This window comes from Ligilactobacillus animalis KCTC 3501 = DSM 20602 (assembly GCF_001434535.1).
Classification (GTDB): domain Bacteria; phylum Bacillota; class Bacilli; order Lactobacillales; family Lactobacillaceae; genus Ligilactobacillus; species Ligilactobacillus animalis.
The window spans coordinates 150,059-171,751 of the sequence record NZ_AYYW01000025.1 but is presented as its reverse complement, the minus strand read 5'-3'; the positions used below and the strand labels follow the sequence as shown (position 1 = coordinate 171,751).

Here is a 21,693-nt window from a genome sequence, read left to right as displayed (position 1 = left end):
TATGTAAAAAAGGATGTGAGTAGATGGATAAATTAAAACGGATCGGTAGGATTTTTTTATGGACACTTCTATTGATGATCCTATCATCGATCCCAATGGGGCTGATCATGCTTTTTACGGGCTTATTGATGGCTGCTTTTTCGGGTGATCTAGGAGATATTTTTTCACCACTAGCACTAGGCTTGGGCTTGATCGGTGAGATAATCGTTGTTTTCATCTTGAAACAAGAGTATAAAGGTGATCCAAAACAGTTACATCAGATCATGCCATTTGATAAAAACGGCTCGTTTTTACGCTATGCTACGGGCTATGTCCTCGGAATAGCATTTTTTGCTTTGATCTGGGGGATCACGGTCTTAGGTAAGGCATTTAGTGTGAGTGTCATCTGGCAAAATTCCAATTGGGCAGTATTATTAGCCTTTTTGCTAGGCTTTGGGATGCAAGGGATGACCGAAGAAGTGATCTTTCGTGGCTATTTACAAGGAAGATTGGAAAAAGAAGTTTCACAACGTTGGGCGATCCTCATCTCGGCGTTGGCATTTGCCGTTGCTCACTTAGGTAATAGTGGGATCGGGATCAATGCGCTCGTTGGCTTGACACTCTTTGGAATCTTGATGAGCTTGTTTCGGACCTATACCGGCGATCTTTGGTTGGCCGGTGCGTTTCACAGTGCTTGGAACTTTGCCGAAGGACCGTTATTTGGTACCCCAGTTTCGGGGATCAATGGTACAAGTGTGGTCCTAGAGTCGCATCCGGTCTCAGGGTACGCGATGTTAAATGGCGGTACATTTGGGATCGAGTCCAGTTATTTGGTCTTTGTAGGCCTCTTTGTTTTAGTGATCCTGACCTATTATTTAGGCCAAAATTATGCTAAACCAAGCAATCGAATCAATAGTTAAACTAACAGTCGTCTAAGGGGCGACTGTTTTTTTGTGACAATTGTCATGAAATGTCATGACAGGTGGTTCTAGGGACAAGAGTAGTTTTCATTTAAAATGAAACTATCTTGAGTATGGAAGTGAGAGCAATGAAAAAAGTTATCGAAGTGGCTGGGCTAACTAAAACTTATACCAAAGAACCAGTCCTAAAGCAATTGAGTTTTTCAGTTGAGCGTGGAGAGATCGTAGCTCTTTTAGGAAAAAATGGTGCTGGCAAATCTACCTTGTTAAATATTTTGCTACAGATGACCCCAAAGGATGACGGGAAAGTCGAGATCTTAGGGAGTAAGCAATTAAAAACCGAGAAGATCGGTGTCATGTTACAAAATGACTTTTCATTAGAAAGAGTAACGGTCAAAGAGATCATCGAACTTTGGCAAAGTTATTACCCTAATAGCAAAAATTATACCGAATTGTTACAGATCGCTGATCTAGCAGATAAACAACATACCTTTTTGGCCAAACTTTCTGGTGGTCAAAGAAGGCGGTTAAATTTTGCCTTATGCTTAGCCGGTGATCCTGAGTTGATCTTTTTAGATGAGCCAACAGTTGGGATGGATGTGGTAAGTCGGCAAAAATTTTGGCAACAGATCAAAAACTTGCAAGCATTAGGTAAGACCTTTTTGATCACAAGCCATTATTTAGAGGAATTACAGGAGATCGCGCAACGTTTTTTGATCTTAAAAGACGGAAAGCTGGCTTTTGCTGGAACTTTACAACAGTTGCAACAAGGTCATCAGATGGTTGGATCTAAAAAGCGGTGAGGCATAGTTAGCCTCACCGCCTTTTGTTTGCTTAAAATAAAAAGACTTCCTACGTCGAGAAAGTCCAACTATAAATGCTATAAACAAGGTGTGTCATGATCAAGCTCATCAACTAACTCATAGACACGGTTATCAGCTTCGTCATAGACGCTGATGGGTTTACTGTCAACGGCATCGATCCGCAAATGGTAGCCGTAACCATCCAAAAAAATCAGTTCTTTAGCGGTAAGGGTCTGGACCTGGCCCGCAAGTTCGCGGTGGTCGATCAAAATACGCAAGTCAGTTGTGATCTCAAGACGATGAGTTCGATTACTTAATTCATCGGTAAATTGCCAACTACCGGCATAGATCAGCGGTAGGGACACCTGTGGTTGCTTGCTTTTCTTGTTAAAATTGATCACGTTACTGAATAAAGTATGGCCTAAACTTATCAAGCCCTTGCGTTTCATTGCTTCAACCCCTCCAATTTTCTTATTGAGTATAATATACCACGATTTATACCGTAAAAATAGTAAAACACCAGCAATATTTGAAAATGAAACATAATAGAAATTTTGTCATATTTTTGGAATATTTTAACTTAAAAAATTGGGATAAATCAGCTCTTAGTACGCTAATGTTTCGAAGTCTGTTATAATAAATGCGAATGAAGAATTGAAAGGGGTTACTTATCATGAAACTCGGGATTATTGGTACTAATTGGATCACCAAACAATTTGTTGAGGCTGCAGAAATGACAGGTGAGTTTACTTTGACCAGCGTATACTCAAGGAAATTAGCCACAGCACAAAAATTTGGTGCAGATTTCAAAAATGTAACAGAATATTTTGATAATTTAAGTGAATTTTTTGAACAAGGCACTTTTGAGGTGGTCTACATTGCATCTCCCAATAATTTGCATTTTGAACAGACCCTTCAAGCCTTAAAAGCCAAGAAACATGTGATCGTTGAAAAGCCGATGTTCTCTAACCCAGCAGAACTCAAAGTCTTGCAGAAATACTTACATCATCATCCAGAACTTTATTGCCTTGAGGCAGCTAGACATTTTCACGAGCCAAATTTTCAAAGTGTCAAGCAAGCAGTCAAAGAGTTACCTGTGATCCAGGGGGCTGATCTGACCTATAAAAAATACTCCTCACGTTATGATCAATTTTTAGCGGGCGAAGAACCAAATGTCTTTTCACCTAAGTTTTCCGGTGGAGCTTTGCAAGATCTAGGTGTATACCTTGTCTATGATGCGATCAGTTGGTTTGGGATCCCAGAAGATGCCCACTATTATCCAGTAAAATTACGTAACGGGATCGATGGCTCTGGGACGGCTATTTTGAACTATCCGGGGTATGATGTGGTCTTAAATGTTGGTAAGACAGCTAATTCATATCTACCGGGTGAAATTTACGGTCTAAAAGAGACGATCGTGATGGATAATGCGGCTGAATTACAAAAAGTGGAATTGGTCGATGCCACAGGAAATGGTACAATGTTATCAGTGGATCCGGCTAAAAATCCAATGTTAGCTGAAGCAAAGGCTTTTGGAGAGGTTTTACGGGATACGGATTCACTGCAAAATAAGCAGTTACAGCAGGAGTGGTTAGCCGTAGCCGTTGAAGTAAATCATGTCTTGTATAAATTACGTCAAAGTGCAGGACTTGCTTTTCCGGCTGATGAGCATGAGGTTAACTACTGAGAAAGGTAAGTATGAATCCAAAATTTGAGAATTATTTTAAAGAACAAGGCTTTAAAGACCTAACACCGATCCAAGCGGGAGTCGCACCATTACTAGCGCGCGGTGAGAGTGTCTTAGGTTTAGCGCCAACCGGTTCGGGTAAGACTTTAGCCTACGCATTACCATTGTTAGAACAACTTTTGCCTAAGGATGGGACACAATTATTGATCTTAGCGCCATCGCAAGAATTGGCAGCGCAGTTGACTAATGTGATCCGACCATGGGCTAAGTTACTTGAGCTTAATGTCTTATCTTTGATCGGGGGCGCAAACGTCAAACGCCAGATCGAAAAATTAAAAAAGCGACCTGAAGTTGTGATCGGTACTCCAGGGCGGTTATTGAACTTGATCAATGATAAAAAATTAAAATTGCATAAACTAGAAGCGATCGTGATCGATGAGGCCGATGAGTTGTTGGGTGAAGCCGAAACGTTAGCTGATTGTCGTGAGATCATTGCGCATGCGCCCGGTGAGGTGGCTGTTTCGTTCTTTTCAGCTACTAAAGCTCCGATCTTGGCAGAATTACATCGCTGGTTTGGGATCGAACCAACTGTGATCGATGTGCGCCAAGTCGATCATACCCAAGGTCAAGTGGACCACTATGTGTTAGAAGTTCCACAAAGAAAGCGCGTGGATGCTTTGCGCAGATTAGCGCAGTTAGATGAGTTTTGCGCCCTAGTCTTTTTCAAACAAACAGCAGAATTAAATGATGCATACGAAAAGTTAAAACATGCACATGTTAACATTGCGCGTTTGAATAGTGAACAGCGTCAAGTTGAACGTGAACAAGCTTTACGCCAATTGCGCAAACGAGAAGTGGCTTTGTTATTGACCACCGATGTAGCGGCTAGAGGATTAGATATTCCAGGATTACCGGCTGTCGTGAACTATGATCTGCCTAAAAATGTCAATACGTATATTCACCGTGTTGGGCGGACAGGTCGTATGGGGGCTGATGGGACCGTCATTAATATCGGTAATGAACGCGATCTACGGATGTTTAAACAATTGGTCAAAGAAAAAGGCTATGAACTAGCTCCAGTTTACCTCTATCAACGGCAACTAGTTACTGATCAAACTGAGTTAGCTGAGTTGAAGAAACAAGCGCCTAGTCGTCCAGTTCGTAAAAAGGCGAATAAGCCAGTGGCACAAGCTGACTCCGCTAAGAAAAAGCGGAAAAAGAACCGCAAACGTGACCAAAAAAATAAAGGAAAATGTAAGAAAAGTTAGATAACTGGTGCAAAGCAGATAAAGTGATATACTGAGAGTAAAGCTAGCAGAAAGAGGAAGAGCAGATGGAAATTTCAATGAATTTGAATGTTTCAGCCGAATATTTATTTCAGCGTTTGTTGGATACGCTCCTGTATGATATCAAGCAAGAAACAGGACGTGACTTGACTGTGGCTGAGTTATCTGATCTAAGCTATGCAACTAAGTTAGATCATCAGACCAAAGCTCAACTCAAGGTCATCAAGTTGATCCCGAATCGCAGTTATCATTTACAGATCGAAACAGATCATTATGTGAAAAAAGAAGCTTATGAATTGACACCTTTAGCTAAAAATCAGGTCAAAGTCGATTATTATGAAGAGAGTTTGGCCAAAAAGCAGACTTCTAAATTACAAACTAAGATCGTTGCACCTTTAGCTAAGTGGATCAGACGGCATAATTTCATGAAATTACTAAAAGAGATCGAGGTCGGTTACTAGGATCATTGACTTTATAAGTGATTCTTCCTATAATAGAGTAGTCGTTTTTAACGACTATTCTATTTTTTGCGCTTGTAGCTCAGCAGGATAGAGCAACCGCCTCCTAAGCGGTAGGTCATCGGTTCAATTCCGATCAAGCGCATGATGTATCCTTATACTTTAGCCTTCTGAATGTACAAACACTTCAGAAGGCTTTTTAGTAGCTGATTTATCCAGGTTCCTTTAAAATCAAGATGTAAATGATTTTGTGAAAGGATGAGTCAAATGTTTAAAAATTTAGTCCAAGGTGCCTTGGGAAACTACTCTGAAGTCAGTGTGCGTGAATTGACCCAAGAATATGGCGACTTCTTACTGACAGACGAAACGATCAGCAGTGGCTATAAACTGGTTCGCGATGCCTTGATCTTTACAAATTATCGGATGATTTTTGTTGATAAGCAGGGGGCAACGGGTAAAAAGACCGCTTACCACACGATCTATTTAGATGGGATCGTTGATGTAACGATCGAGACAGCTGGGTTTGGGATCGATGATAGTGAGATCAAAGTGACTGTTTTGGAAAATGTTTATCAAAAGCCACATAAGGAAAATCTGACAACGATGAAATTTGAATTTCCTAAGCGAATCGATATTTTACCACTCTACCGTTACTTGTCCGAATTAGCCTTGGAAAATCGCCAACGGATAAATAAGTAAGGCTAAAGGCTGTAGGTAAAACTACAGCTTTTTTTGGTGCCTAAAAGAATAAGTGTAAACGTTTGTATCGATTAGCTAAAAGTGCTACGCTCAAAGTGAGTTAATGATAAAGAAGGTAAGCAAGATGTATCAAACAGATTATCCACATGCATTTCCCAAAGATTTTCTATGGGGTGGTGCTACAGCAGCAAATCAGATCGAAGGGGCTTTCGCTACTGATGGCAAAGGTCTGACGACTGCCGAAGTCGTAAAAAAGGCTGCTGATAGGCAACAGATCTCAATGGGGAATGTGACTAAAGATTCCCTTAGAGAAGCATTAGCGGAGCAAACAGTAGGTGATTATCCTAAACGGCGGGGGATCGACTTTTATCATCAATATCCAGCCGATATCAAATTATTTGCGCAAATGGGCTTTAAGGTGCTACGGATCTCGATCGCTTGGGCCCGGATCTTTCCTAATGGCGATGAAAAGCGACCGAATAAGGCAGGGCTGAAATTTTATGATAATTTGATCGCTGAAATGAAAAAATATAACATTGAGCCAGTCGTGACATTATCGCACTATGAGATGCCTTTAGGGCTGACCTTAAAATACAATGGCTGGGCTAGTCGAGAAGCCGTCAGTGATTTTACGCGCTTTACGCAAACTGTTTTTGAACGCTATAAAGATAAGGTCAAGTATTGGATCACTTTCAATGAGATCAATACTGGGGCTTGGGGCTTTCATGAAACTGGGGCGCTCGAAGACGGCTTGACCGAGCAAGAAAAATTGCAACAACGCTATCAAGCTTTACACCATCAATTTATCGCCAGTGCCTTAGCGACCACACAATTGCATGAGATGGAGCCAGAAGACAAGATGGGATGTATGCTGGCACGTATGCAGACTTATCCAGCAACGACTGATCCAGCTGATGTTTTAGCTACTCAGCAAGCAAATGACCGAAACCTATTTTGTACCGATGTCCAAGTCAGAGGAGAGTATCCTAACTACATGAACCGTTTCTTTGCTGAACATAAGATCAAGATCAAAATGGAACCTGGTGATCAAGCAGTTCTAAGAGAAGGTAAAGTTGATTATTTGAGCTTTAGCTATTACATGTCGACTGTGACAGCTGCAGGAGAAAATGAGGATCTAGGTAACTTTTCATATGGTCTCAAGAATAAATATCTTGAAGAAACACCTTGGGGCTGGCAGATCGATCCAGTGGGACTGCGGATATCTTTAAACGAGCTGTGGGATCGTTACCAAGTGCCGTTATTTATCGTTGAAAATGGGATCGGGATGCTCGAAGCACCAGATAGTGATGGTAAGATACATGATGATTACCGGATCGATTACTTGCGGGCACATATCGAACAGATGCAAGAAGCGATCGCTGATGGAGTGAAATTACTCGGTTACTTGATGTGGGGACCGATCGATCTGATCTCGTTTTCTACGTCTGAGATGTCAAAACGCTATGGCTTTATCTATGTTGATCAAGATGATGAGGGTAAGGGGAGTTTGAAGCGGACTCCGAAAGATTCTTTTTATTGGTATCAAAAAGTGATCGCAACTAATGGTAAAGACCTTGCTTGAGTAAGCTAAGGATAGGGTAAGCCCTGTCCTTAGTTTTTTGTTATTGTCTTGTAAGCAAAGCCTAAAGCTAGATATGATATAATTAGGAAAGTGAAGATAACTTGAAAAGGAAATTTGGTGACTGAATGGAAAACTACTATTATTCAAAGAATCCAAATGTCGAACATGATGAAAAATATTGGAATTTTGAACTATTAGGACACGAGTTTACTTTTGTAACAGATAACGGGGTCTTTTCCAAAAATACAGTTGATTATGGCTCGCGCGTCTTGTTAAATGCTCTAGCAACGACCGATCTTTCCGGTGCGATCTTGGATGTTGGCTGTGGTTATGGCCCGATCGGCTTAGCTTTGGCAAAAAAAGCTCCGGCTGTGACCGTTGATATGGTCGATGTCAATGAATTAGCGCTAGAATTAGCTCAAAAAAATGCAGCCCAAAACGATATCGAAAATGTCAATATCTTTGCTTCGAGCATCTATGAAAATGTAACGAAGACAGATTATCAGTTGATCGTGACCAATCCGCCGATCAGAGCAGGCAAAGCGGTCGTACATGAGATCTTGGAAGCTGCCAAAGAGCATCTAGCTGCCGGGGGCAAGTTAGTTGCTGTTTTACAAAAAAAGCAGGGAGCACCGTCTGCCAAGAAGAAAATGGAAGCAGTCTTTGGTAACTGTGAAGTTATCCTAAAAGATAAGGGTTATTTCATTTTACAAAGTGTGAAAGAAAGCTAAAATGAAACGAGAAGAGTTTATGCAAGCTGCCCTAGCTGAAGCTAAAAAGGCCCAGGCTCTAGGTGAAGTCCCGATCGGTTGTGTCATCGTACATCAAGGTCAGATCATCGGGCGAGGCCATAATTTGCGCGAAACGACACAACAAGCCGAAAAGCATGCTGAGATGATCGCGATTGCTCAGGCCAATCAAGTGCTGGATAGCTGGCGCTTACCGGAAGCTGAGTTATATGTGACGCTAGAACCTTGTCCAATGTGTAGTGGAGCGATCATCAACTCGCGGATCGCTAAAGTCTATTATGGTGCAGCCGATGAAAAAGCTGGTACAGCTGGAACATTGATGAATTTATTGACGGATCCACGTTTCAATCATCAAGTCAAGGTGCAAAAGGGACTGCTACAAGCTGAATGTGCGCAGATCCTCAGTGACTTTTTTGCGAATTTGCGTAAAAAATAAAAATAATTGATTTAAAGACTGGAAATTTTACCTAATTTCATGTAATATAGAATATGCCGCAAGGCCTTAGGGCAATGTTGTCCTTACGAAGCGTGTCAGGTCCGGAAGGAAGCAGCACTAAGTTTGGTTCAGCATGTGCCCTAAGTTAATATGAAATTAGGCTCTCGGTCATTTAACTTTGATCGAGATTTTTTTTTAAACTGAAAAAGAAAGGAAGCAATGGTTGATGAGCTATCAGGCTTTATATCGTGTCTGGCGTCCGCAAGTTTTTAGTGATCTGGTGGGGCAAGAATTTATCACGAAGACGCTAAAAAATGCGTTGCTGACAAAACAGACGACACATGCCTATCTATTCACCGGCCCGCGGGGAACTGGGAAAACTTCGGCGGCTAAGATCTTTGCCAAAGCGATCAACTGCCGGAACCAAAAAGACGGTGAACCTTGCAATCAATGTGAGACTTGTAAGGCGATCACAGCGGGACGGTTAAATGATGTGATTGAGATCGATGCGGCCTCAAATAATGGGGTCGAAGAGATCCGAGATATTCGTGATAAGGCTAAATACGCTCCAACACAAGCGGATTACAAAGTCTATATCATCGATGAAGTTCACATGCTGTCGACCGGAGCTTTTAATGCATTACTAAAAACGTTAGAAGAACCACCCACTAATGTCGTCTTTATCCTAGCGACGACTGAGCCGCATAAGATCCCGACGACGATCATTTCGCGGACACAGCGGTTTGATTTTCGCCGGATCACTCCACAAGCGATCTTAAAGCGGATGGAGTATATCTTACAGCAAAAAGGCTTTACTTATGATGAAGCAGCACTCAAAGTGATCGCTAAGGCGGCTGAAGGTGGGATGCGGGATGCGTTGAGTATTTTAGATCAGGTGTTGTCTTTTGGGGATAACCAAGTGACATTGGATAATGCGTTACTTGTCACCGGAAGTGTTACACGTGATAACTTGACTAAGTATCTGCATCAAGTCGTGGCTAAAGATACGAGCAGTGCTTTAGCTACGATCCATGAGATCTTGGAAGATGGCAAGGATGCCAAGCGTTTGATCGAGGATCTGATCAATTACTGTCGTGACCTTTTATTGTACCAACAAGCACCAAAGCTCGTCGAAGAAAGCGAGTTAGGGATGCTTGATAATGATTTTAAAAAATTTGCCGGTGAGGTCGATCCCGAGCAGCTCTACCAAATGATCGATATTTTAAATGAGCAACAAGAAAATATGCGTTTCACTGTCCATGAAGCGATCTATTTAGAAGTACTAACGGTCAAATTGTCCCGGTTACAGGTCACAAAGACACCGGTCACAACGCAGGTCACTTCCGATCCAGCAACCGATGCTAAAATGTCACAGTTGCAAAAGCAGCTCAACGCATTGGAGCAAAGTTTCAAACAGCTCCAAACCTCAGGTGTACCTGCTAAAACGCCGACGCCACCAAGATCAAACCGTAAAGCCACTAAGCAAAATGGTGAGTTGAAGCTGAATTTGAGCAAGATCTATGAAGTCTTAGACCAAGCTTCGAAGCAAGATCTGATGCAAATTCGCCAAGTTTGGGGCGATCTGATGAATATGTTGAATGTGACGCAACGTGCCATGATGCAAGTCGCTAAACCGGTCGCAGCTAGCTCAGATGGAGTCGTGATCGGTTTTGAATACGACATCTTATGCCAACGTGCCCTTGAAAATCAAGAACTCCAAGATGTTTTAGGCAATGGACTGAGTCGTTTGCTCGGTGCAGCTCCACATTTGATCTTTATCCCGGGCAATCGTTGGCCTGAGATCAGAAGTCGCTATTTGAGTGAACATGGTGATGTCAGGCAAAAAGTACCTGAAAGTGATGAACAAGTGAGCCAAGCACCGTCGCAGCCGGTTGTGCCTGAAGTCGTTGCTAAGGCCCAAGAGCTCTTTGGGGAACAATTAGTTGAAGTTAAAAATGATTAGAATTTGAAAGGATGATTTATTATGATGCGTGGAATGAACATGCAAGGTATGATGAAACAAATGCAAAAATTGCAAAAGCAAATGCAAAAGGATCAAGAAGAATTACATGCAACGATCTTTGAAGGTCATGCTTCTGATGATGCGGTAGTGGTTAAGTTCACTGGTGATCACAAGATGACTGATATTGCGATCAAAGAAGAAGCTGTCGATCCAGATGATGTTGATATGTTACAAGATCTAGTTATCATGGCCGTTAACGATGCGATGGCTAAGATCGATGACCAAACACAAAAGACAATGGGTAAATATTCCCGCAACATACCTGGTTTTTAAGCGTGAAAGAAGGTTAGACGATGCAATATCCTGAACCGATCGCTAAGTTGATCGATAGTTATCTAAAGTTGCCAGGGATCGGTGAAAAGACCGCAACTCGCTTGGCATTTTTTACGATCGACATGGAGGAAAGCGATGTTGTTGCTTTTTCTAAAGCACTGGTCGCCGCCAAAAAAGATCTCAGTTACTGCAGTATCTGTGGCAACATCACGGAAAATGATCCGTGTGTGATCTGTGCGGATAAGACCCGCGATCAAAGTCAAGTTATCGTAGTCGAGCAGGTCAAAGATGTGATGGCTTTGGAGAAAATGCAGGAATATCGTGGCTTATACCATGTTTTACATGGTGTTTTGTCGCCGATCGAAGGTAAAGGCCCTGAAGACATCAATATTACCAGCTTACTGCGACGTCTCCAGCAAAATAGCCAGATCAAAGAGGTCATTTTAGCGACTAATGCAACGCCTGAGGGTGAAGCAACGGCGATGTATATTTCGAAGTTGATCAAACCAGCTAATATCATGACGACCCGTTTAGCACACGGCTTAGCGGTCGGAAGTGATATTGAGTATGCTGATGAGATGACACTGTATAATGCGGTGAAAAACCGCCAAGAGATCTAGTTGGGGTGAAGTTGATGTTTAGAAGAAATAAGCAAAAACTTAGACGCTCTTTTAATGAATTATTATTAGAAGATATTGATCAAGCTAAGTTGGATTGGGATCAAGCCCGCCAAACTGCAGCTGCAGTCTATGATGTTGATGATGAATTGTTAGCTGAAGTGAGTCTAGCTCGTGCGAAGTATGAGTTTCTCTACCGTGAAGCTAAATATCGTCAGGTCAAGGGCCATATTCAAGCGTCAGTGATCAATTATTAAAAACTAGCCTGTCAAGCAGTCCGACTGAAGTGGCAGGCTTTTTCTTTTTGAAAAAATGGGGTCGTGGACAGCTGACAAATGTTACAGTACAATAAAATCAATAAATGAAAATGGGGTTTTACAAGTGAGCGGATTTTTTATTACCTTTGAAGGTACTGATGGATCAGGGAAAACTAGTGTCCTAAACGCGATCGAAGCTAAGTTAAAAGCTGCCAAGATCGATTATTTACGGACGCGTGAACCGGGCGGTAATCGTATTTCAGAACAGATCCGAAATGTTATTTTAGATGAAAAATTCACTGAAATGGATGCGCGGACTGAAGCTTTATTATATGCGGCTGCACGGCGTCAGCATTTAGTTGAAACAGTGCTTCCGGCTTTAGAAGCGGGCAAGGTAGTCCTGTGTGATCGCTTTGTCGATAGTTCTTTGGTTTATCAAGGGGCTGGGCGCGGCATCGGAGTAGCTGAAGTCAAGCAGATGAACCAGTTTGCAACAGCTGGTCTAGAACCAGATCTGACCATTTATTTAGCGATCGAACCGAGTCTAGGGCTTGAGCGGATCAAAAAGAATCGGCAAGATGAAGTTAACCGCTTGGATAAAGAAGCACTATCGTTTTACGAGACTGTCTATCAAGCATATCAAAAACTCGCCGCTGAAAATGAGCGGATCGTGACGATCGATGCCAGCCAAAAACTGGCTGATGTGATAGCTGATGTTGAGCTAGTCTTAAGTAGTAAAATTCCCGTTAGAAACTAGGTGTTTTAAAATGAAAATGATCATTGCGATCGTCCAAGATAAGGATAGCAATAATTTGAGCAATGCTTTTGTTGAAGCTGATGTTAGAGCGACCAAGTTAGCAACGACCGGGGGCTTTCTACGGTCGGGCAATACGACTTTCATGATCGGGATCGAAGACGAACGGGTAGCTGAAGTTTTAGCGTTGATCAAGCATGCATCTTCTAAACGTGCGGAATATATCACGCCACCAGTGAATGTTGAAGGTCAAGTTGAGCGGACTTATCCGGTCGAGGTCGAAGTCGGTGGGACCACCGTTTTCGTTTTACCGGTCGAACAGTTCTTTCATTTTTAAGCAGAGGTCAGTTAGAAAGAAAAAATGTGCAACTGATAACAAGAAATAAATTAAGAAGGGAAAACTATATTTTTTCTAGTCATCCAGTCTTGATGGCGCCACATTTGATATAGTTGAAGTTTATGGAACAGTCGATCATCGAGCTCCAACCACGTTTGACAAAGAATTTTGCCAAATTGGTGGACAATAAAAAATTGGCCCATGCTTATTTATTTTCTGGTCCACGTGGGACTGGCAAAAATAAGCTAGCTCATTGGGTCGCCCAAGCCATTTTTTGCAAGCAAAAGCAAAACGGTCATCCATGCTTAAAGTGCAATGAGTGTCGGCGGATCGCCCAAAATAATCAGCCTGATGTGGTTGAGATCAAGCCAGAAGGGAATTCGATCAAAGTCGACCAGATCAGATATTTGAAAGCCGAATTCGTTAAGAGTGGGGTCGAGAGCAATCGGAAACTTTTTATCATTCAAAATGCTGAAAAGATGACGATCAGTGCTGCTAACAGTCTGTTGAAATTTTTAGAAGAACCAAGTGGCGATGTGACGGCCTTTTTATTGACAGATAGTGTAAACCAGATCTTGCCAACGATCATCTCACGGTGCCAGTTAGTCGAATTGTCTTCGTTGACATTGAAGAAATTAGTTGCAACGTTAGAGACTAAAGGGATCGGGGCAGATAAGGCTAATTTATTAGCACATTTGACTAATAGCCAAAAAGAAGCCCAAGAGCTTGATGGTGACGAAGATTTTAATAAATTACTCGCCAATGTTTGGGAATGGTTTAATCAAGTTTTACGAAATGATTGGCGGGCTTTTGTAGGGGTCCAGACCAAATTGATGCCGTATGCGACCGATAAAGCTAGCCAAGATCGGTTATTACAGTTGATAGTCTTATTAACACGTGATATTTTATTGTTAAAATATGGTAAAAATGAGGACGTTGCCTTTATAATGTATAGTAAAGAGCTCAATGAAAGAAATTTAAAAATTCCGGAAAATGGAGCTATCCGCGCCGTTGAAGCTGTCCTTTCGACTAAACGGCAACGAGCGGTCAATGTCTCATTTCAGAGTATCTTAGAGGCACTGACTTTGAATTTATGCAGTTGGTATCAAGTATGATAACAGGTTGAAGGTGATTTTGTGGATAAACGCGAATTATATGACAATTTTGAAAATATGGAAGAAATGTCACGTGATGTACAAGCGATGCTGGCGAGCGTGAAAGAAGAGATGACACGGATCATCGAGAAAAATGCAGAGTTAGAGATCGAAAATCAGCATCTACGTGAAAGACTTCACGAATTAGAACAAAAGAAAACACAAGAGACAAGCAATGAAGAAGCGGGCCTCTCTAAGTCACGTAAGAATTTGGAAAAGCTTTATGAAGAAGGCTTCCATGTTTGTAATGTAGACAACATGTATGGCTCACGGCGGATAAATGATGAGCCGTGTGTCTTTTGTCAAGATGTTATCTATGGGGAGCGACATTAATGTCAATTAAGCAAAAGAGTAGTTTTAGAGAAAAAAATGAGCAAGGAACGTTATATTTGGTACCGACACCGATCGGGAACCTACAAGACATGACTTTTCGGGCACTTGAGATCTTAGAACAGGTTGATCTGATCTGTGCGGAAGATACGCGTAATACGATGCGCTTGTTGAACCATTTTGAGATCAAAACCCCGCAGATCAGCTTTCATGAGCATAATACGCAGGAACGGATCCCGTATTTGATCGAGAAACTTCAGGCGGGACAAGATCTAGCTCAAGTAAGTGATGCAGGGATGCCTTCGATCAGTGATCCAGGCCATGAATTAGTCAAAGCTTGTATCCAAGCTGACATTGCGGTCGTCCCACTGCCAGGAGCTAATGCAGCTTTGAGTGCTCTCATCGCTTCGGGGATAGCGCCTCAACCCTTTATGTTTTATGGCTTTTTACCCCGGAAGAAAAATGAGCAGCGTGAAGTTTTAGAGCAATTAGAACAACAAACTTGCGCACTGATCTTTTATGAAGCACCACATCGCTTGAAAAAGACCTTGCAGGCAATGCAAGCTGTTTTTGGCCCTGAGCGTGAGATCGCTTTGTGTCGCGAGTTGACTAAGCGTTATGAAGAGTTCTTACGCGGAACATTGGCCGATGCGGTGGAATGGGCTACCAATGAAGAGATCCGGGGTGAATTTGTGCTCGTGGTCCAAGGCAATAGTGCCCCACGAGCTAAAAAAGCCGATCCTTTACTGGAGTTGCCATTAGCTGAGCAAGTAACGGCTTTGATAGCACAAAAACAGTTGAAGCCTAATGCAGCGATCAAAGAGGTCGCAAAATTAAATGGTTTGAAAAAACAGGATGTTTATAACGAATATCATCAATTATAAGGATAAATAAGACAATGGCAGAAAATTTATATCGCATGCCCCATCAGATCGTGTACTATGAAACGGACCCTACAGGTAAACTGAGTCTAGGAAAATTGGTCGATCTGATGATGTTAGCTTCCTATGCGCAAGGAAAAGATGTCGGGATGCCGGAAGAAAAGTTGAATGCGCAAGGTTATGGTTGGGTGATCACACAACACTTGCTTTCGATCACTCGCTTACCTAGACGTGATGAAAAAGTTGTGATCGAAACGAAAGCAACGGCCTATAATCGCTATTTTTGTTATCGGGATTTTTATCTTCGGGATGAACAAGGCGAATTGTTGGCTAAGATGCATACGGCTTTTGTATTGCTTGATCTCGAAACGCGAAAGATCACGCGGATAACCTCTGATGTGATCGCACCTTTTGGACCTGAACCGATCAGATCGATCGAACGGTCAGCAAGTCCTAAGCGGTTAGAAGAAGTTATGTTAGCTAAAGATTATCGGGTGCGCTATTTTGATATCGATAGTAATCATCATGTCAATAATGTTCATTATATCGAATGGATGCTAGATGTTTTAGATAAAGATTTTTTAATGGAACACGAGCCGGTAGCTTTGAACATTAAATATGAACATGAATTGAATTATGGGCAAACCTGCACCAGTAAAGTGGAATTGCTTCGCTCAAAAGACGAGTTGACCACGTTACACGGGATCTATATGGCTGATGGAACTTTGAGTTGTAGTGCACAAGTGACTTGGAAATAATAAAAAATGAGAGTGTAAAAACATACGGTGTTGCGTATTGTTTTACACTCTCATTTTTTATATTAAGAAACAGCATCCGAAACAAAATCGGCTAGTTCAGCGCCACTTAGACCAGCGCTTAGCCCGACTAAGAGTTTGATCCGAGCCTTTTGTCCATTTAAACCGTGGCAGAAGGTAACGCCCATTTGTTTTAGTTGGACACCTCCACCAGGATAAGCATAAACATCTTGGGCGATCCCGTTGAAACTCCGGGATACAAGGACTACAGGGATCTTTTTGGCCAGTAATTTTTCGAGCACAGGCAAAACTCTAGGCGGAAGATTACCCGCACCCAAAGCTTCGATCACAACACCGTTAGTTTGGTTATTGAGCGCTATTTCAAGTAATTCTGGGTCCATCCCAGCATATGCTTTGAAAAGATAAATATGGTCGACCACGTGATCGATCAAAACACTGCGGTGGCGGAGCAATTTTTCAAAAAAACGCACTTCATCGCGCAAGATCAGCCCGATCGGACCAAAAGTCGGAGTTCTAAAGGTCGCAACATTAGTGGTATGGGTCTTAGTCACATAGCGAGCCGTGTGGATCTCATCATTCATGACCACTAAGACGCCCATGCCTTTAGCTTCAGGACTAGCAGCAGTCAAGATCGCGGTTTTGAAGTTGTACAAGCCATCAGAACCGATCTCATTAGCTGAACGCATCGCTCCGGTCAAGACGATCGGAAGTTTAAATGGGATAGTTAGATCGAGAAAATAAGCTGTTTCTTCAAGCGTATCAGTCCCATGGGTGATCACGACCCCATCGATATTTTCATTCTCATAAGCTTTGATGATCCGTTGTTGCAAGACGAGCATATTAGCGGGATCCATATGGGGTGAGGGGATGTTGAAGATGTTTTCGATCACGAGTTCATACTCAGTCCCAAAAGGATTCTTAAATTGATTGAGGGGATTTTCTTTTCCGGGAGCGACCGCACCGTTTTCGTCTTCTGACATTGCGATCGTACCACCAGTGTGCAAAATAAGAATTTTTTTCATTTTGCATCTTCCTTTCTAGGTGTACCAGTAGCGCTAGTGGTACACAAAATTAGCAAAATACCGTTTTTTTATTATAACGATTAAACCAATGAATGTCGATAGGCTGTCTAATTGAAATAAAAGCTTTTTTCTGTAATGATTTATGTTAAGATATTCATTGTGATTTTAAGTAATAAGATTAGATAAAAGGAAGTTAGCTGCAAGATGAAGATATTAGCCTTGGATACTTCAAATCGTCCTCTGAGCGTGGCGGTTTTAGAAGATGACACGTTATTAGCAGAAACAACGCTCAATATGGCGCGAAAGCACAGTACGACTTTGATGCCGATCATTTCTGAAATGCTCAAAAAGTCAGATACAACACCACAAGATCTCGATCGGATCGTTGTTTCTGCCGGACCGGGTTCATACACGGGACTTCGGATCGGAGTGACGGCAGCTAAGACATTAGCATTTACTTTGAATAAAGAGTTAGTCGGGGTCTCAAGCTTAGAACTTTTGGCGGCTAATTGTCAAAATGATACGAATGAACTTTTAGTGCCGATCTTTGATGCGCGTCGCGAAAATGTTTTTGCTGGTGTTTATCAAAATAAGGCAGGTAAATTAGTGGAAGTTTTACCAGATCAGCATCTCTCAGTCGTTGAGTTATGCGAATTTTTAAAGGATAAAAAAGCTTGCTTGATCGGAGCGGATGCTAAGGTTTATCGTGAACGCTTTGAAGAACTGCTTACAGCTGGTAATTATCGCTTTAGTGCGCCTAAAGATGATTATCCGAGTGCTTATTTGTTAGGACTTTTGGGTAAAGAGCGTCCTGTAGCGGATACCTTGACATTTGTACCACATTATTTACGTTTGACACAAGCAGAAGTACAATGGATGGAAAAACACCCTGGAAAGGATCAAGCGGATTCTTATGTTGAAAAAGTATAAAGATAAACTTTTGGCGTTGCTAAAACCAGTACAAGCGACCCCTAATTTAGATTTTGGTTGTCATAATGTAGTCGTTGAGGACAAAAATTATTTGATGTGTCGTGCGATCGTACCTGACATTGCTGAAATGCTTGAGATCGAAAGTTCGGTATATGCTGGGCATCAGCCTTGGAGCTATGGAGATTTTGAAAAACATATTCAAAATAAATTGACTTCGCTTTACATCGTTGTGCGTTACGAAGATCACATGGTAGCTTTTGCCGGGTGTGATCTTACTTATGGACCTAATGAAGCGCATGTGACTAATATTGCAGTTTTACCCGAATATCAACATCAAGGGTTAGGGCTGATGATGTTAGAGAATTTGCAGATCGAAGCTAAAAAATACGGGTGTCGTCGTTTGAGCTTAGATGTCAGACGGAGCAATTTAGAAGCCCAAGCACTATATCGGCGAGCTGGCTTTAAAGAAGTAGCTGTCAAAAATGCTTATTACAAAGATGAAGATGGGCTAGAATATAGCTATAACTTGGTAAACAGAAATTTAAAAAAGAGAGTTGAAAAAGGATGGAAAAAAATCGGAATTTGATCTTGGCTTTTGAATCAAGCTGTGATGAGACAAGCGTTGCGGTGATCGAAAATGGAAATAAGATCCTCTCAAATATCGTTGCAACCCAGATCAAGAGCCACAAGCGTTTCGGGGGTGTCGTTCCCGAAGTTGCTAGTCGCCACCACATCGAACAGATAACTTTATGCATTGCGGATGCCTTAGAACAAGCTGCAGTGACCTATGCTGACTTGGATGCTGTAGCGGTGACTTATGGTCCAGGCTTAGTGGGTTCATTATTAGTCGGGGTCACAGCCGCTAAGATGATCGCTTTTGCGCACGATCTTCCCTTGATCCCGGTCAATCATATGGCAGGACATATCTATGCTGCCAATTTTGCCGGTGAGATCCAATTTCCAGCCTTAGCATTACTTGTCTCAGGTGGACATACGGAATTAGTCTACCTGGCCGGACCAAATGACTTTAAGATCATCGGCGAGACACGGGATGATGCAGCAGGTGAAGCATATGATAAGGTCGGACGTGTTTTAGGTTTGGCGTATCCAGCCGGAAAAGAGATCGATGAATTAGCGCATAAGGGGAAAGACACTTTTGCTTTCCCACGAGCAATGGAAAAAGAAGATAACTATGACTTTAGTTTTAGTGGCTTAAAGAGTGCCTTTATCAATACGGTCCATCATGCTGATCAAGTAGGGGAAACCTTAGATAAAGCTGACTTAGCTGCTAGTTTCCAACAAAGTGTCGTCGATGTTTTAGCACAAAAAACAGTTCGCGCACTGGAAAATTATCCGGTCAAACAATTGATCTTGGCTGGTGGTGTAGCAGCTAATCAAGGCCTACGTGATCGTTTAGATGAAGAGTTGAAACGCTTTGAAGACGTTGAATTATTAAAAGCACCTTTGAAACTCTGTGGTGATAATGCCGCGATGATCGGAGCAGCTGGTTATGCGGCTTACAATGATAAGATATTTGCTAACTTAGATCTAAATGCTGATCCAAGTTTAGAATTTGATTGGTTAGAAGAAGCTTAGATAGGATAAATAAAGCGGGGCCCCCTATGATTTTGCATCGTAGTGGGCCCCGCGTTATTTTTTAGGAGTTATCGGCACTGTGCTCTAGTTTTCACTGTTGAAATTTTCCAGTTCCATGCTGCTGTTTTCCCAGTCTGTTTCGGCTTGGGCTAATTGAGCTGTGATCGTTTCGAGCTGTGCTTGTAATTTTGCCATCTTATCGAGATCGTTGAAGTTTTCTGGTAATGCCATCGCTTGTTCTAGTTCAGTTTTATTTTCATCGAGTTCTTCAACTTTAGCTTCTAATTCTGCGACCTTACGTGTAAGTTTGCGTTCCATTTTTTGATGCTCTTTACTTTGAGCATAGCTTTGTTTTCCCGCGGAGATCTCTTTTTTAGTTACGACTTCAGGCCGTGTTGCTTTGGCCTTGGCTTCAGCTAACTCAGCTTGTTCTTCTTTTTTAGCTACATAATAGTCATAATCACCTAAATAAAGTGTGCTACCAGTTGGAGCGATCTCTAAGACGCTAGTGGCGACTTTGTTGATGAAATAACGGTCGTGTGAGACTAAGAGGATCGTGCCGTCAAATTCTTTGATAGCTTGCTCTAAGACTTCCTTACTGTCGATGTCTAAATGGTTAGTCGGCTCGTCTAGAATTAGGAAATTATCGTGTTTCATCGCAAGTTTTGTCAGTAATAACCGTGCTTTTTCGCCCCCAGATAGACTGTGGACCATCTTCTTGACATCGTCGCCACTGAAAAGAAAACTCCCTAAGATCGAACGAATATCTTTTTCAGGTGTCGTTGGATGATCATCCCAAAGCTCATTTAAGACCGTTTTTTGGGGGTGAAGATTATGTTGCTCTTGGTCATAGTAACCGGGATGGACGTTGGTACCAAACGTAGCTTTTCCTTTGATGAAAGGCTGTTTACCCAGAATACTTTTTAACAAGGTCGATTTACCGATCCCATTTGGCCCTACGACTGCAAAGATTTGGCGTTTGCGCAGTTCAAAGTTGATCGGTTCGGCAATGATCTGACCGTCATAGCCGATCGCACCGTCACTAACGGTCAAAACGACATTGCCACTTTCTTGCTCGGCTTTGAAGCGAAAATGCATATTTTTTTCGGGACCTTCAGGACGATCGAGCCGGTCCATTTTTTCGAGCTGTTTACGTTTACTTTGCGCACGTTTAGTTGTCGAAGCACGCACGAGATTTTTGTTGACGAAATCCTCGAGTTTATGGATCTCAGTTTGTTGTTTTTCGTAGTTCTTCCACGCTAACTGCGCTCTTTTTTCACGTTCAACGATATAATTGGAATAATTTCCTTTGTAGTAGTGAGCTTTACCGTGCGTGATCTCGTAAACTTCATTGACGATCTTATCTAGAAAGTAGCGGTCATGCGAAACGATCAAGAGTGCACCTTGATAATTTTGGATATAGCCTTCTAACCAAGTTAAAGTTTCGATATCTAAGTGGTTAGTCGGTTCGTCCAAGATCAACAGATCGCGTTTTTCCAAAAGTAACTTAGCCAGGGCCAGGCGAGTCTTTTGGCCTCCAGAAAGTGAGGCGATCGGACGGTCATGATCTTCAGGATAAAAATGGAAACCGTGTAAAACAGAGCGGATCTCATTTTCATAACCATAGCCGTTTTGCTCTTTAAAATCATGTAATAGTTGATCATAGCGACTTAGCAATTGTTGATAAGCTTTTGAGGCATGATCTGCATTTGGATCAGCGATCTGAGCTTCTAATTTATGGAGATCTTGTTCCATTTGGCGTAATTTATCAAAGACGCTGAGCATTTCTTCATAGATCGTTTTATCAGATTCAAGCCCGGTATTTTGGGCAAGATAGCCCATTGTTAGGCCTTTTTTAGTTACGATCTGGCCTTCATCAGGAGCTTGTTCACCGATGATCATTTTTAAAAGTGTCGATTTACCGGCACCATTTTTTCCGACCAAAGCGATACGGGAGTGCTCCTGAATATCAAGATCGATATTTTCAAACAAGACATCCGCCCCAAAATGGCGCGCGACTTGTTGTGCTTGTAATAAAATCATTTTTTCACCTACTTGAGTAATTAGTCGTTTCACAAAGTTAAAAAATTAAAACTGCGCTAAAACAGTAATTATTAGTTATATTGTGAATTAATTTACAATTT

Annotated in this window: 25 protein-coding genes, 1 tRNA gene and 1 other RNA gene; 24 read left to right on the top strand and 3 right to left on the bottom strand. The window is 41.9% G+C overall.

Annotation, left to right across the window (positions count from 1 at the left end; all coding sequences use genetic code 11):
• Positions 1 to 23: 23 nt before the first annotated feature.
• Positions 24 to 899, top strand: a complete 876-nt coding sequence (locus tag FC30_RS04510) for a CPBP family intramembrane glutamic endopeptidase (protein ID WP_010689460.1) — start codon at positions 24 to 26, stop codon at positions 897 to 899.
• A 128-nt stretch (positions 900 to 1,027) separates the two neighbouring features.
• Positions 1,028 to 1,702 (top strand): ABC transporter ATP-binding protein, encoded by a 675-nt coding sequence (locus tag FC30_RS04505; protein WP_010689458.1) that lies wholly within the window; start codon positions 1,028 to 1,030, stop codon positions 1,700 to 1,702.
• 77 nt (positions 1,703 to 1,779) lie between these two features.
• Here FC30_RS04505 and FC30_RS04500 read toward each other — a convergent pair whose 3' ends face one another.
• On the bottom strand, positions 1,780 to 2,151 hold the full coding sequence (locus tag FC30_RS04500) for a DUF4828 domain-containing protein (protein ID WP_010689456.1): 372 nt from the start codon (positions 2,149 to 2,151) through the stop codon (positions 1,780 to 1,782).
• Positions 2,152 to 2,372: 221 nt separating this feature from the next.
• Between FC30_RS04500 and FC30_RS04495 the strand changes: the two genes are divergently transcribed.
• The 19 genes from FC30_RS04495 (at position 2,373) to FC30_RS04410 (ending at position 15,983) form a co-directional block, all read left to right on the top strand.
• Positions 2,373 to 3,389 carry a Gfo/Idh/MocA family protein gene (locus tag FC30_RS04495; protein WP_029507341.1) on the top strand — a complete coding sequence of 339 codons (1,017 nt, stop codon included), beginning with the start codon at positions 2,373 to 2,375 and terminating at the stop codon, positions 3,387 to 3,389.
• 11 nt (positions 3,390 to 3,400) lie between these two features.
• Positions 3,401 to 4,657: a DEAD/DEAH box helicase gene (locus FC30_RS04490; RefSeq protein ID WP_010689452.1), complete on the top strand. Its 1,257-nt coding sequence runs from the start codon at positions 3,401 to 3,403 to the stop codon at positions 4,655 to 4,657.
• Positions 4,658 to 4,722: 65 nt separating this feature from the next.
• Positions 4,723 to 5,136, top strand: a complete 414-nt coding sequence (locus FC30_RS04485) for a DUF3284 domain-containing protein (protein ID WP_010689449.1) — start codon at positions 4,723 to 4,725, stop codon at positions 5,134 to 5,136.
• A gap of 68 nt (positions 5,137 to 5,204) precedes the next feature.
• Positions 5,205 to 5,278, top strand: a tRNA-Arg gene (locus FC30_RS04480).
• Positions 5,279 to 5,400: 122 nt separating this feature from the next.
• On the top strand, positions 5,401 to 5,832 hold the full coding sequence (locus FC30_RS04475) for a PH domain-containing protein (protein ID WP_010689447.1): 432 nt from the start codon (positions 5,401 to 5,403) through the stop codon (positions 5,830 to 5,832).
• Positions 5,833 to 5,956: 124 nt separating this feature from the next.
• On the top strand, positions 5,957 to 7,414 hold the full coding sequence (locus FC30_RS04470) for a glycoside hydrolase family 1 protein (protein ID WP_010689446.1): 1,458 nt from the start codon (positions 5,957 to 5,959) through the stop codon (positions 7,412 to 7,414).
• A gap of 125 nt (positions 7,415 to 7,539) precedes the next feature.
• On the top strand, positions 7,540 to 8,145 hold the full coding sequence (locus FC30_RS04465) for a class I SAM-dependent methyltransferase (protein ID WP_010689445.1): 606 nt from the start codon (positions 7,540 to 7,542) through the stop codon (positions 8,143 to 8,145).
• 1 nt (position 8,146) lies between these two features.
• A complete protein-coding gene (gene tadA, locus FC30_RS04460) occupies positions 8,147 to 8,599 on the top strand; it encodes a tRNA adenosine(34) deaminase TadA (protein ID WP_010689444.1) in 453 nt (150 codons plus the stop codon).
• 63 nt (positions 8,600 to 8,662) lie between these two features.
• Positions 8,663 to 8,749: signal recognition particle sRNA small type (gene ffs, locus FC30_RS09315), an RNA gene on the top strand.
• A gap of 76 nt (positions 8,750 to 8,825) precedes the next feature.
• Entirely contained in the window at positions 8,826 to 10,562 is a 1,737-nt protein-coding gene (dnaX, locus tag FC30_RS04455) for a DNA polymerase III subunit gamma/tau (protein ID WP_010689442.1), read from the top strand.
• Positions 10,563 to 10,580: 18 nt separating this feature from the next.
• The gene (locus FC30_RS04450; RefSeq protein WP_143828584.1) at positions 10,581 to 10,895 is read left to right on the top strand and encodes a YbaB/EbfC family nucleoid-associated protein; all 315 of its coding nucleotides are present in this window, start codon (positions 10,581 to 10,583) and stop codon (positions 10,893 to 10,895) included.
• A gap of 20 nt (positions 10,896 to 10,915) precedes the next feature.
• On the top strand, positions 10,916 to 11,515 hold the full coding sequence (recR, locus tag FC30_RS04445) for a recombination mediator RecR (protein WP_010689439.1): 600 nt from the start codon (positions 10,916 to 10,918) through the stop codon (positions 11,513 to 11,515).
• A gap of 14 nt (positions 11,516 to 11,529) precedes the next feature.
• Positions 11,530 to 11,769: a YaaL family protein gene (locus FC30_RS04440; protein WP_010689438.1), complete on the top strand. Its 240-nt coding sequence runs from the start codon at positions 11,530 to 11,532 to the stop codon at positions 11,767 to 11,769.
• A 124-nt stretch (positions 11,770 to 11,893) separates the two neighbouring features.
• Positions 11,894 to 12,526 carry a dTMP kinase gene (gene tmk, locus FC30_RS04435; RefSeq protein WP_010689437.1) on the top strand — a complete coding sequence of 211 codons (633 nt, stop codon included), beginning with the start codon at positions 11,894 to 11,896 and terminating at the stop codon, positions 12,524 to 12,526.
• A gap of 10 nt (positions 12,527 to 12,536) precedes the next feature.
• Positions 12,537 to 12,860, top strand: a complete 324-nt coding sequence (locus FC30_RS04430) for a cyclic-di-AMP receptor (RefSeq protein WP_010689436.1) — start codon at positions 12,537 to 12,539, stop codon at positions 12,858 to 12,860.
• Positions 12,861 to 12,982: 122 nt separating this feature from the next.
• Positions 12,983 to 13,975 (top strand): DNA polymerase III subunit delta', encoded by a 993-nt coding sequence (holB, locus tag FC30_RS04425; RefSeq protein WP_010689435.1) that lies wholly within the window; start codon positions 12,983 to 12,985, stop codon positions 13,973 to 13,975.
• A gap of 21 nt (positions 13,976 to 13,996) precedes the next feature.
• Entirely contained in the window at positions 13,997 to 14,347 is a 351-nt protein-coding gene (locus FC30_RS04420; RefSeq protein ID WP_010689434.1) for a DNA replication initiation control protein YabA, read from the top strand.
• Positions 14,347 to 15,228: a 16S rRNA (cytidine(1402)-2'-O)-methyltransferase gene (rsmI, locus tag FC30_RS04415; protein WP_010689433.1), complete on the top strand. Its 882-nt coding sequence runs from the start codon at positions 14,347 to 14,349 to the stop codon at positions 15,226 to 15,228. The genes FC30_RS04420 and rsmI overlap by 1 nt, the downstream gene beginning before the upstream one ends.
• Before the next feature lie 14 nt (positions 15,229 to 15,242).
• The gene (locus FC30_RS04410) at positions 15,243 to 15,983 is read left to right on the top strand and encodes an acyl-[acyl-carrier-protein] thioesterase (RefSeq protein ID WP_010689431.1); all 741 of its coding nucleotides are present in this window, start codon (positions 15,243 to 15,245) and stop codon (positions 15,981 to 15,983) included.
• Between the two features lie 62 nt (positions 15,984 to 16,045).
• Here FC30_RS04410 and FC30_RS04405 read toward each other — a convergent pair whose 3' ends face one another.
• Positions 16,046 to 17,023: an asparaginase gene (locus tag FC30_RS04405; RefSeq protein WP_010689430.1), complete on the bottom strand. Its 978-nt coding sequence runs from the start codon at positions 17,021 to 17,023 to the stop codon at positions 16,046 to 16,048.
• 204 nt (positions 17,024 to 17,227) lie between these two features.
• Between FC30_RS04405 and tsaB the strand changes: the two genes are divergently transcribed.
• Genes tsaB through tsaD form a run of 3 tightly spaced genes read left to right on the top strand, consistent with a single transcriptional unit; the run spans position 17,228 to position 19,549 of the window.
• Positions 17,228 to 17,953, top strand: a complete 726-nt coding sequence (gene tsaB / locus FC30_RS04400; RefSeq protein ID WP_010689429.1) for a tRNA (adenosine(37)-N6)-threonylcarbamoyltransferase complex dimerization subunit type 1 TsaB — start codon at positions 17,228 to 17,230, stop codon at positions 17,951 to 17,953.
• The gene (gene rimI / locus FC30_RS04395; protein WP_010689428.1) at positions 17,937 to 18,539 is read left to right on the top strand and encodes a ribosomal protein S18-alanine N-acetyltransferase; all 603 of its coding nucleotides are present in this window, start codon (positions 17,937 to 17,939) and stop codon (positions 18,537 to 18,539) included. The genes tsaB and rimI overlap by 17 nt, the downstream gene beginning before the upstream one ends.
• Entirely contained in the window at positions 18,518 to 19,549 is a 1,032-nt protein-coding gene (gene tsaD / locus FC30_RS04390; protein ID WP_010689427.1) for a tRNA (adenosine(37)-N6)-threonylcarbamoyltransferase complex transferase subunit TsaD, read from the top strand. Before rimI ends, tsaD begins: the two co-directional genes overlap by 22 nt.
• Positions 19,550 to 19,633: 84 nt before the next feature.
• Here the strand turns inward: tsaD and FC30_RS04385 are convergent, their stop codons facing one another.
• Complete coding sequence (locus FC30_RS04385; RefSeq protein ID WP_010689426.1) at positions 19,634 to 21,592, bottom strand: ABC-F family ATP-binding cassette domain-containing protein; 1,959 nt, start codon at positions 21,590 to 21,592, stop codon at positions 19,634 to 19,636.
• Between the last annotated feature and the right edge of the window lie 101 nt (positions 21,593 to 21,693).

Coding starts and splice junctions, on each gene's coding strand:
- FC30_RS04510 (WP_010689460.1), top strand. CDS start 24: ATGGATAAATTAAAACGGATCGGTAGGATTTTTTTATGGACACTTCTA.
- FC30_RS04505 (WP_010689458.1), top strand. CDS start 1,028: ATGAAAAAAGTTATCGAAGTGGCTGGGCTAACTAAAACTTATACCAAA.
- FC30_RS04500 (WP_010689456.1), bottom strand. CDS start 2,151: ATGAAACGCAAGGGCTTGATAAGTTTAGGCCATACTTTATTCAGTAAC.
- FC30_RS04490 (WP_010689452.1), top strand. CDS start 3,401: ATGAATCCAAAATTTGAGAATTATTTTAAAGAACAAGGCTTTAAAGAC.
- FC30_RS04485 (WP_010689449.1), top strand. CDS start 4,723: ATGGAAATTTCAATGAATTTGAATGTTTCAGCCGAATATTTATTTCAG.
- FC30_RS04475 (WP_010689447.1), top strand. CDS start 5,401: ATGTTTAAAAATTTAGTCCAAGGTGCCTTGGGAAACTACTCTGAAGTC.
- FC30_RS04470 (WP_010689446.1), top strand. CDS start 5,957: ATGTATCAAACAGATTATCCACATGCATTTCCCAAAGATTTTCTATGG.
- FC30_RS04465 (WP_010689445.1), top strand. CDS start 7,540: ATGGAAAACTACTATTATTCAAAGAATCCAAATGTCGAACATGATGAA.
- tadA (WP_010689444.1), top strand. CDS start 8,147: ATGAAACGAGAAGAGTTTATGCAAGCTGCCCTAGCTGAAGCTAAAAAG.
- dnaX (WP_010689442.1), top strand. CDS start 8,826: ATGAGCTATCAGGCTTTATATCGTGTCTGGCGTCCGCAAGTTTTTAGT.
- recR (WP_010689439.1), top strand. CDS start 10,916: ATGCAATATCCTGAACCGATCGCTAAGTTGATCGATAGTTATCTAAAG.
- FC30_RS04440 (WP_010689438.1), top strand. CDS start 11,530: ATGTTTAGAAGAAATAAGCAAAAACTTAGACGCTCTTTTAATGAATTA.
- FC30_RS04430 (WP_010689436.1), top strand. CDS start 12,537: ATGAAAATGATCATTGCGATCGTCCAAGATAAGGATAGCAATAATTTG.
- holB (WP_010689435.1), top strand. CDS start 12,983: ATGGAACAGTCGATCATCGAGCTCCAACCACGTTTGACAAAGAATTTT.
- rsmI (WP_010689433.1), top strand. CDS start 14,347: ATGTCAATTAAGCAAAAGAGTAGTTTTAGAGAAAAAAATGAGCAAGGA.
- FC30_RS04410 (WP_010689431.1), top strand. CDS start 15,243: ATGGCAGAAAATTTATATCGCATGCCCCATCAGATCGTGTACTATGAA.
- FC30_RS04405 (WP_010689430.1), bottom strand. CDS start 17,023: ATGAAAAAAATTCTTATTTTGCACACTGGTGGTACGATCGCAATGTCA.
- tsaB (WP_010689429.1), top strand. CDS start 17,228: ATGAAGATATTAGCCTTGGATACTTCAAATCGTCCTCTGAGCGTGGCG.
- rimI (WP_010689428.1), top strand. CDS start 17,937: ATGTTGAAAAAGTATAAAGATAAACTTTTGGCGTTGCTAAAACCAGTA.
- tsaD (WP_010689427.1), top strand. CDS start 18,518: ATGGAAAAAAATCGGAATTTGATCTTGGCTTTTGAATCAAGCTGTGAT.
- FC30_RS04385 (WP_010689426.1), bottom strand. CDS start 21,592: ATGATTTTATTACAAGCACAACAAGTCGCGCGCCATTTTGGGGCGGAT.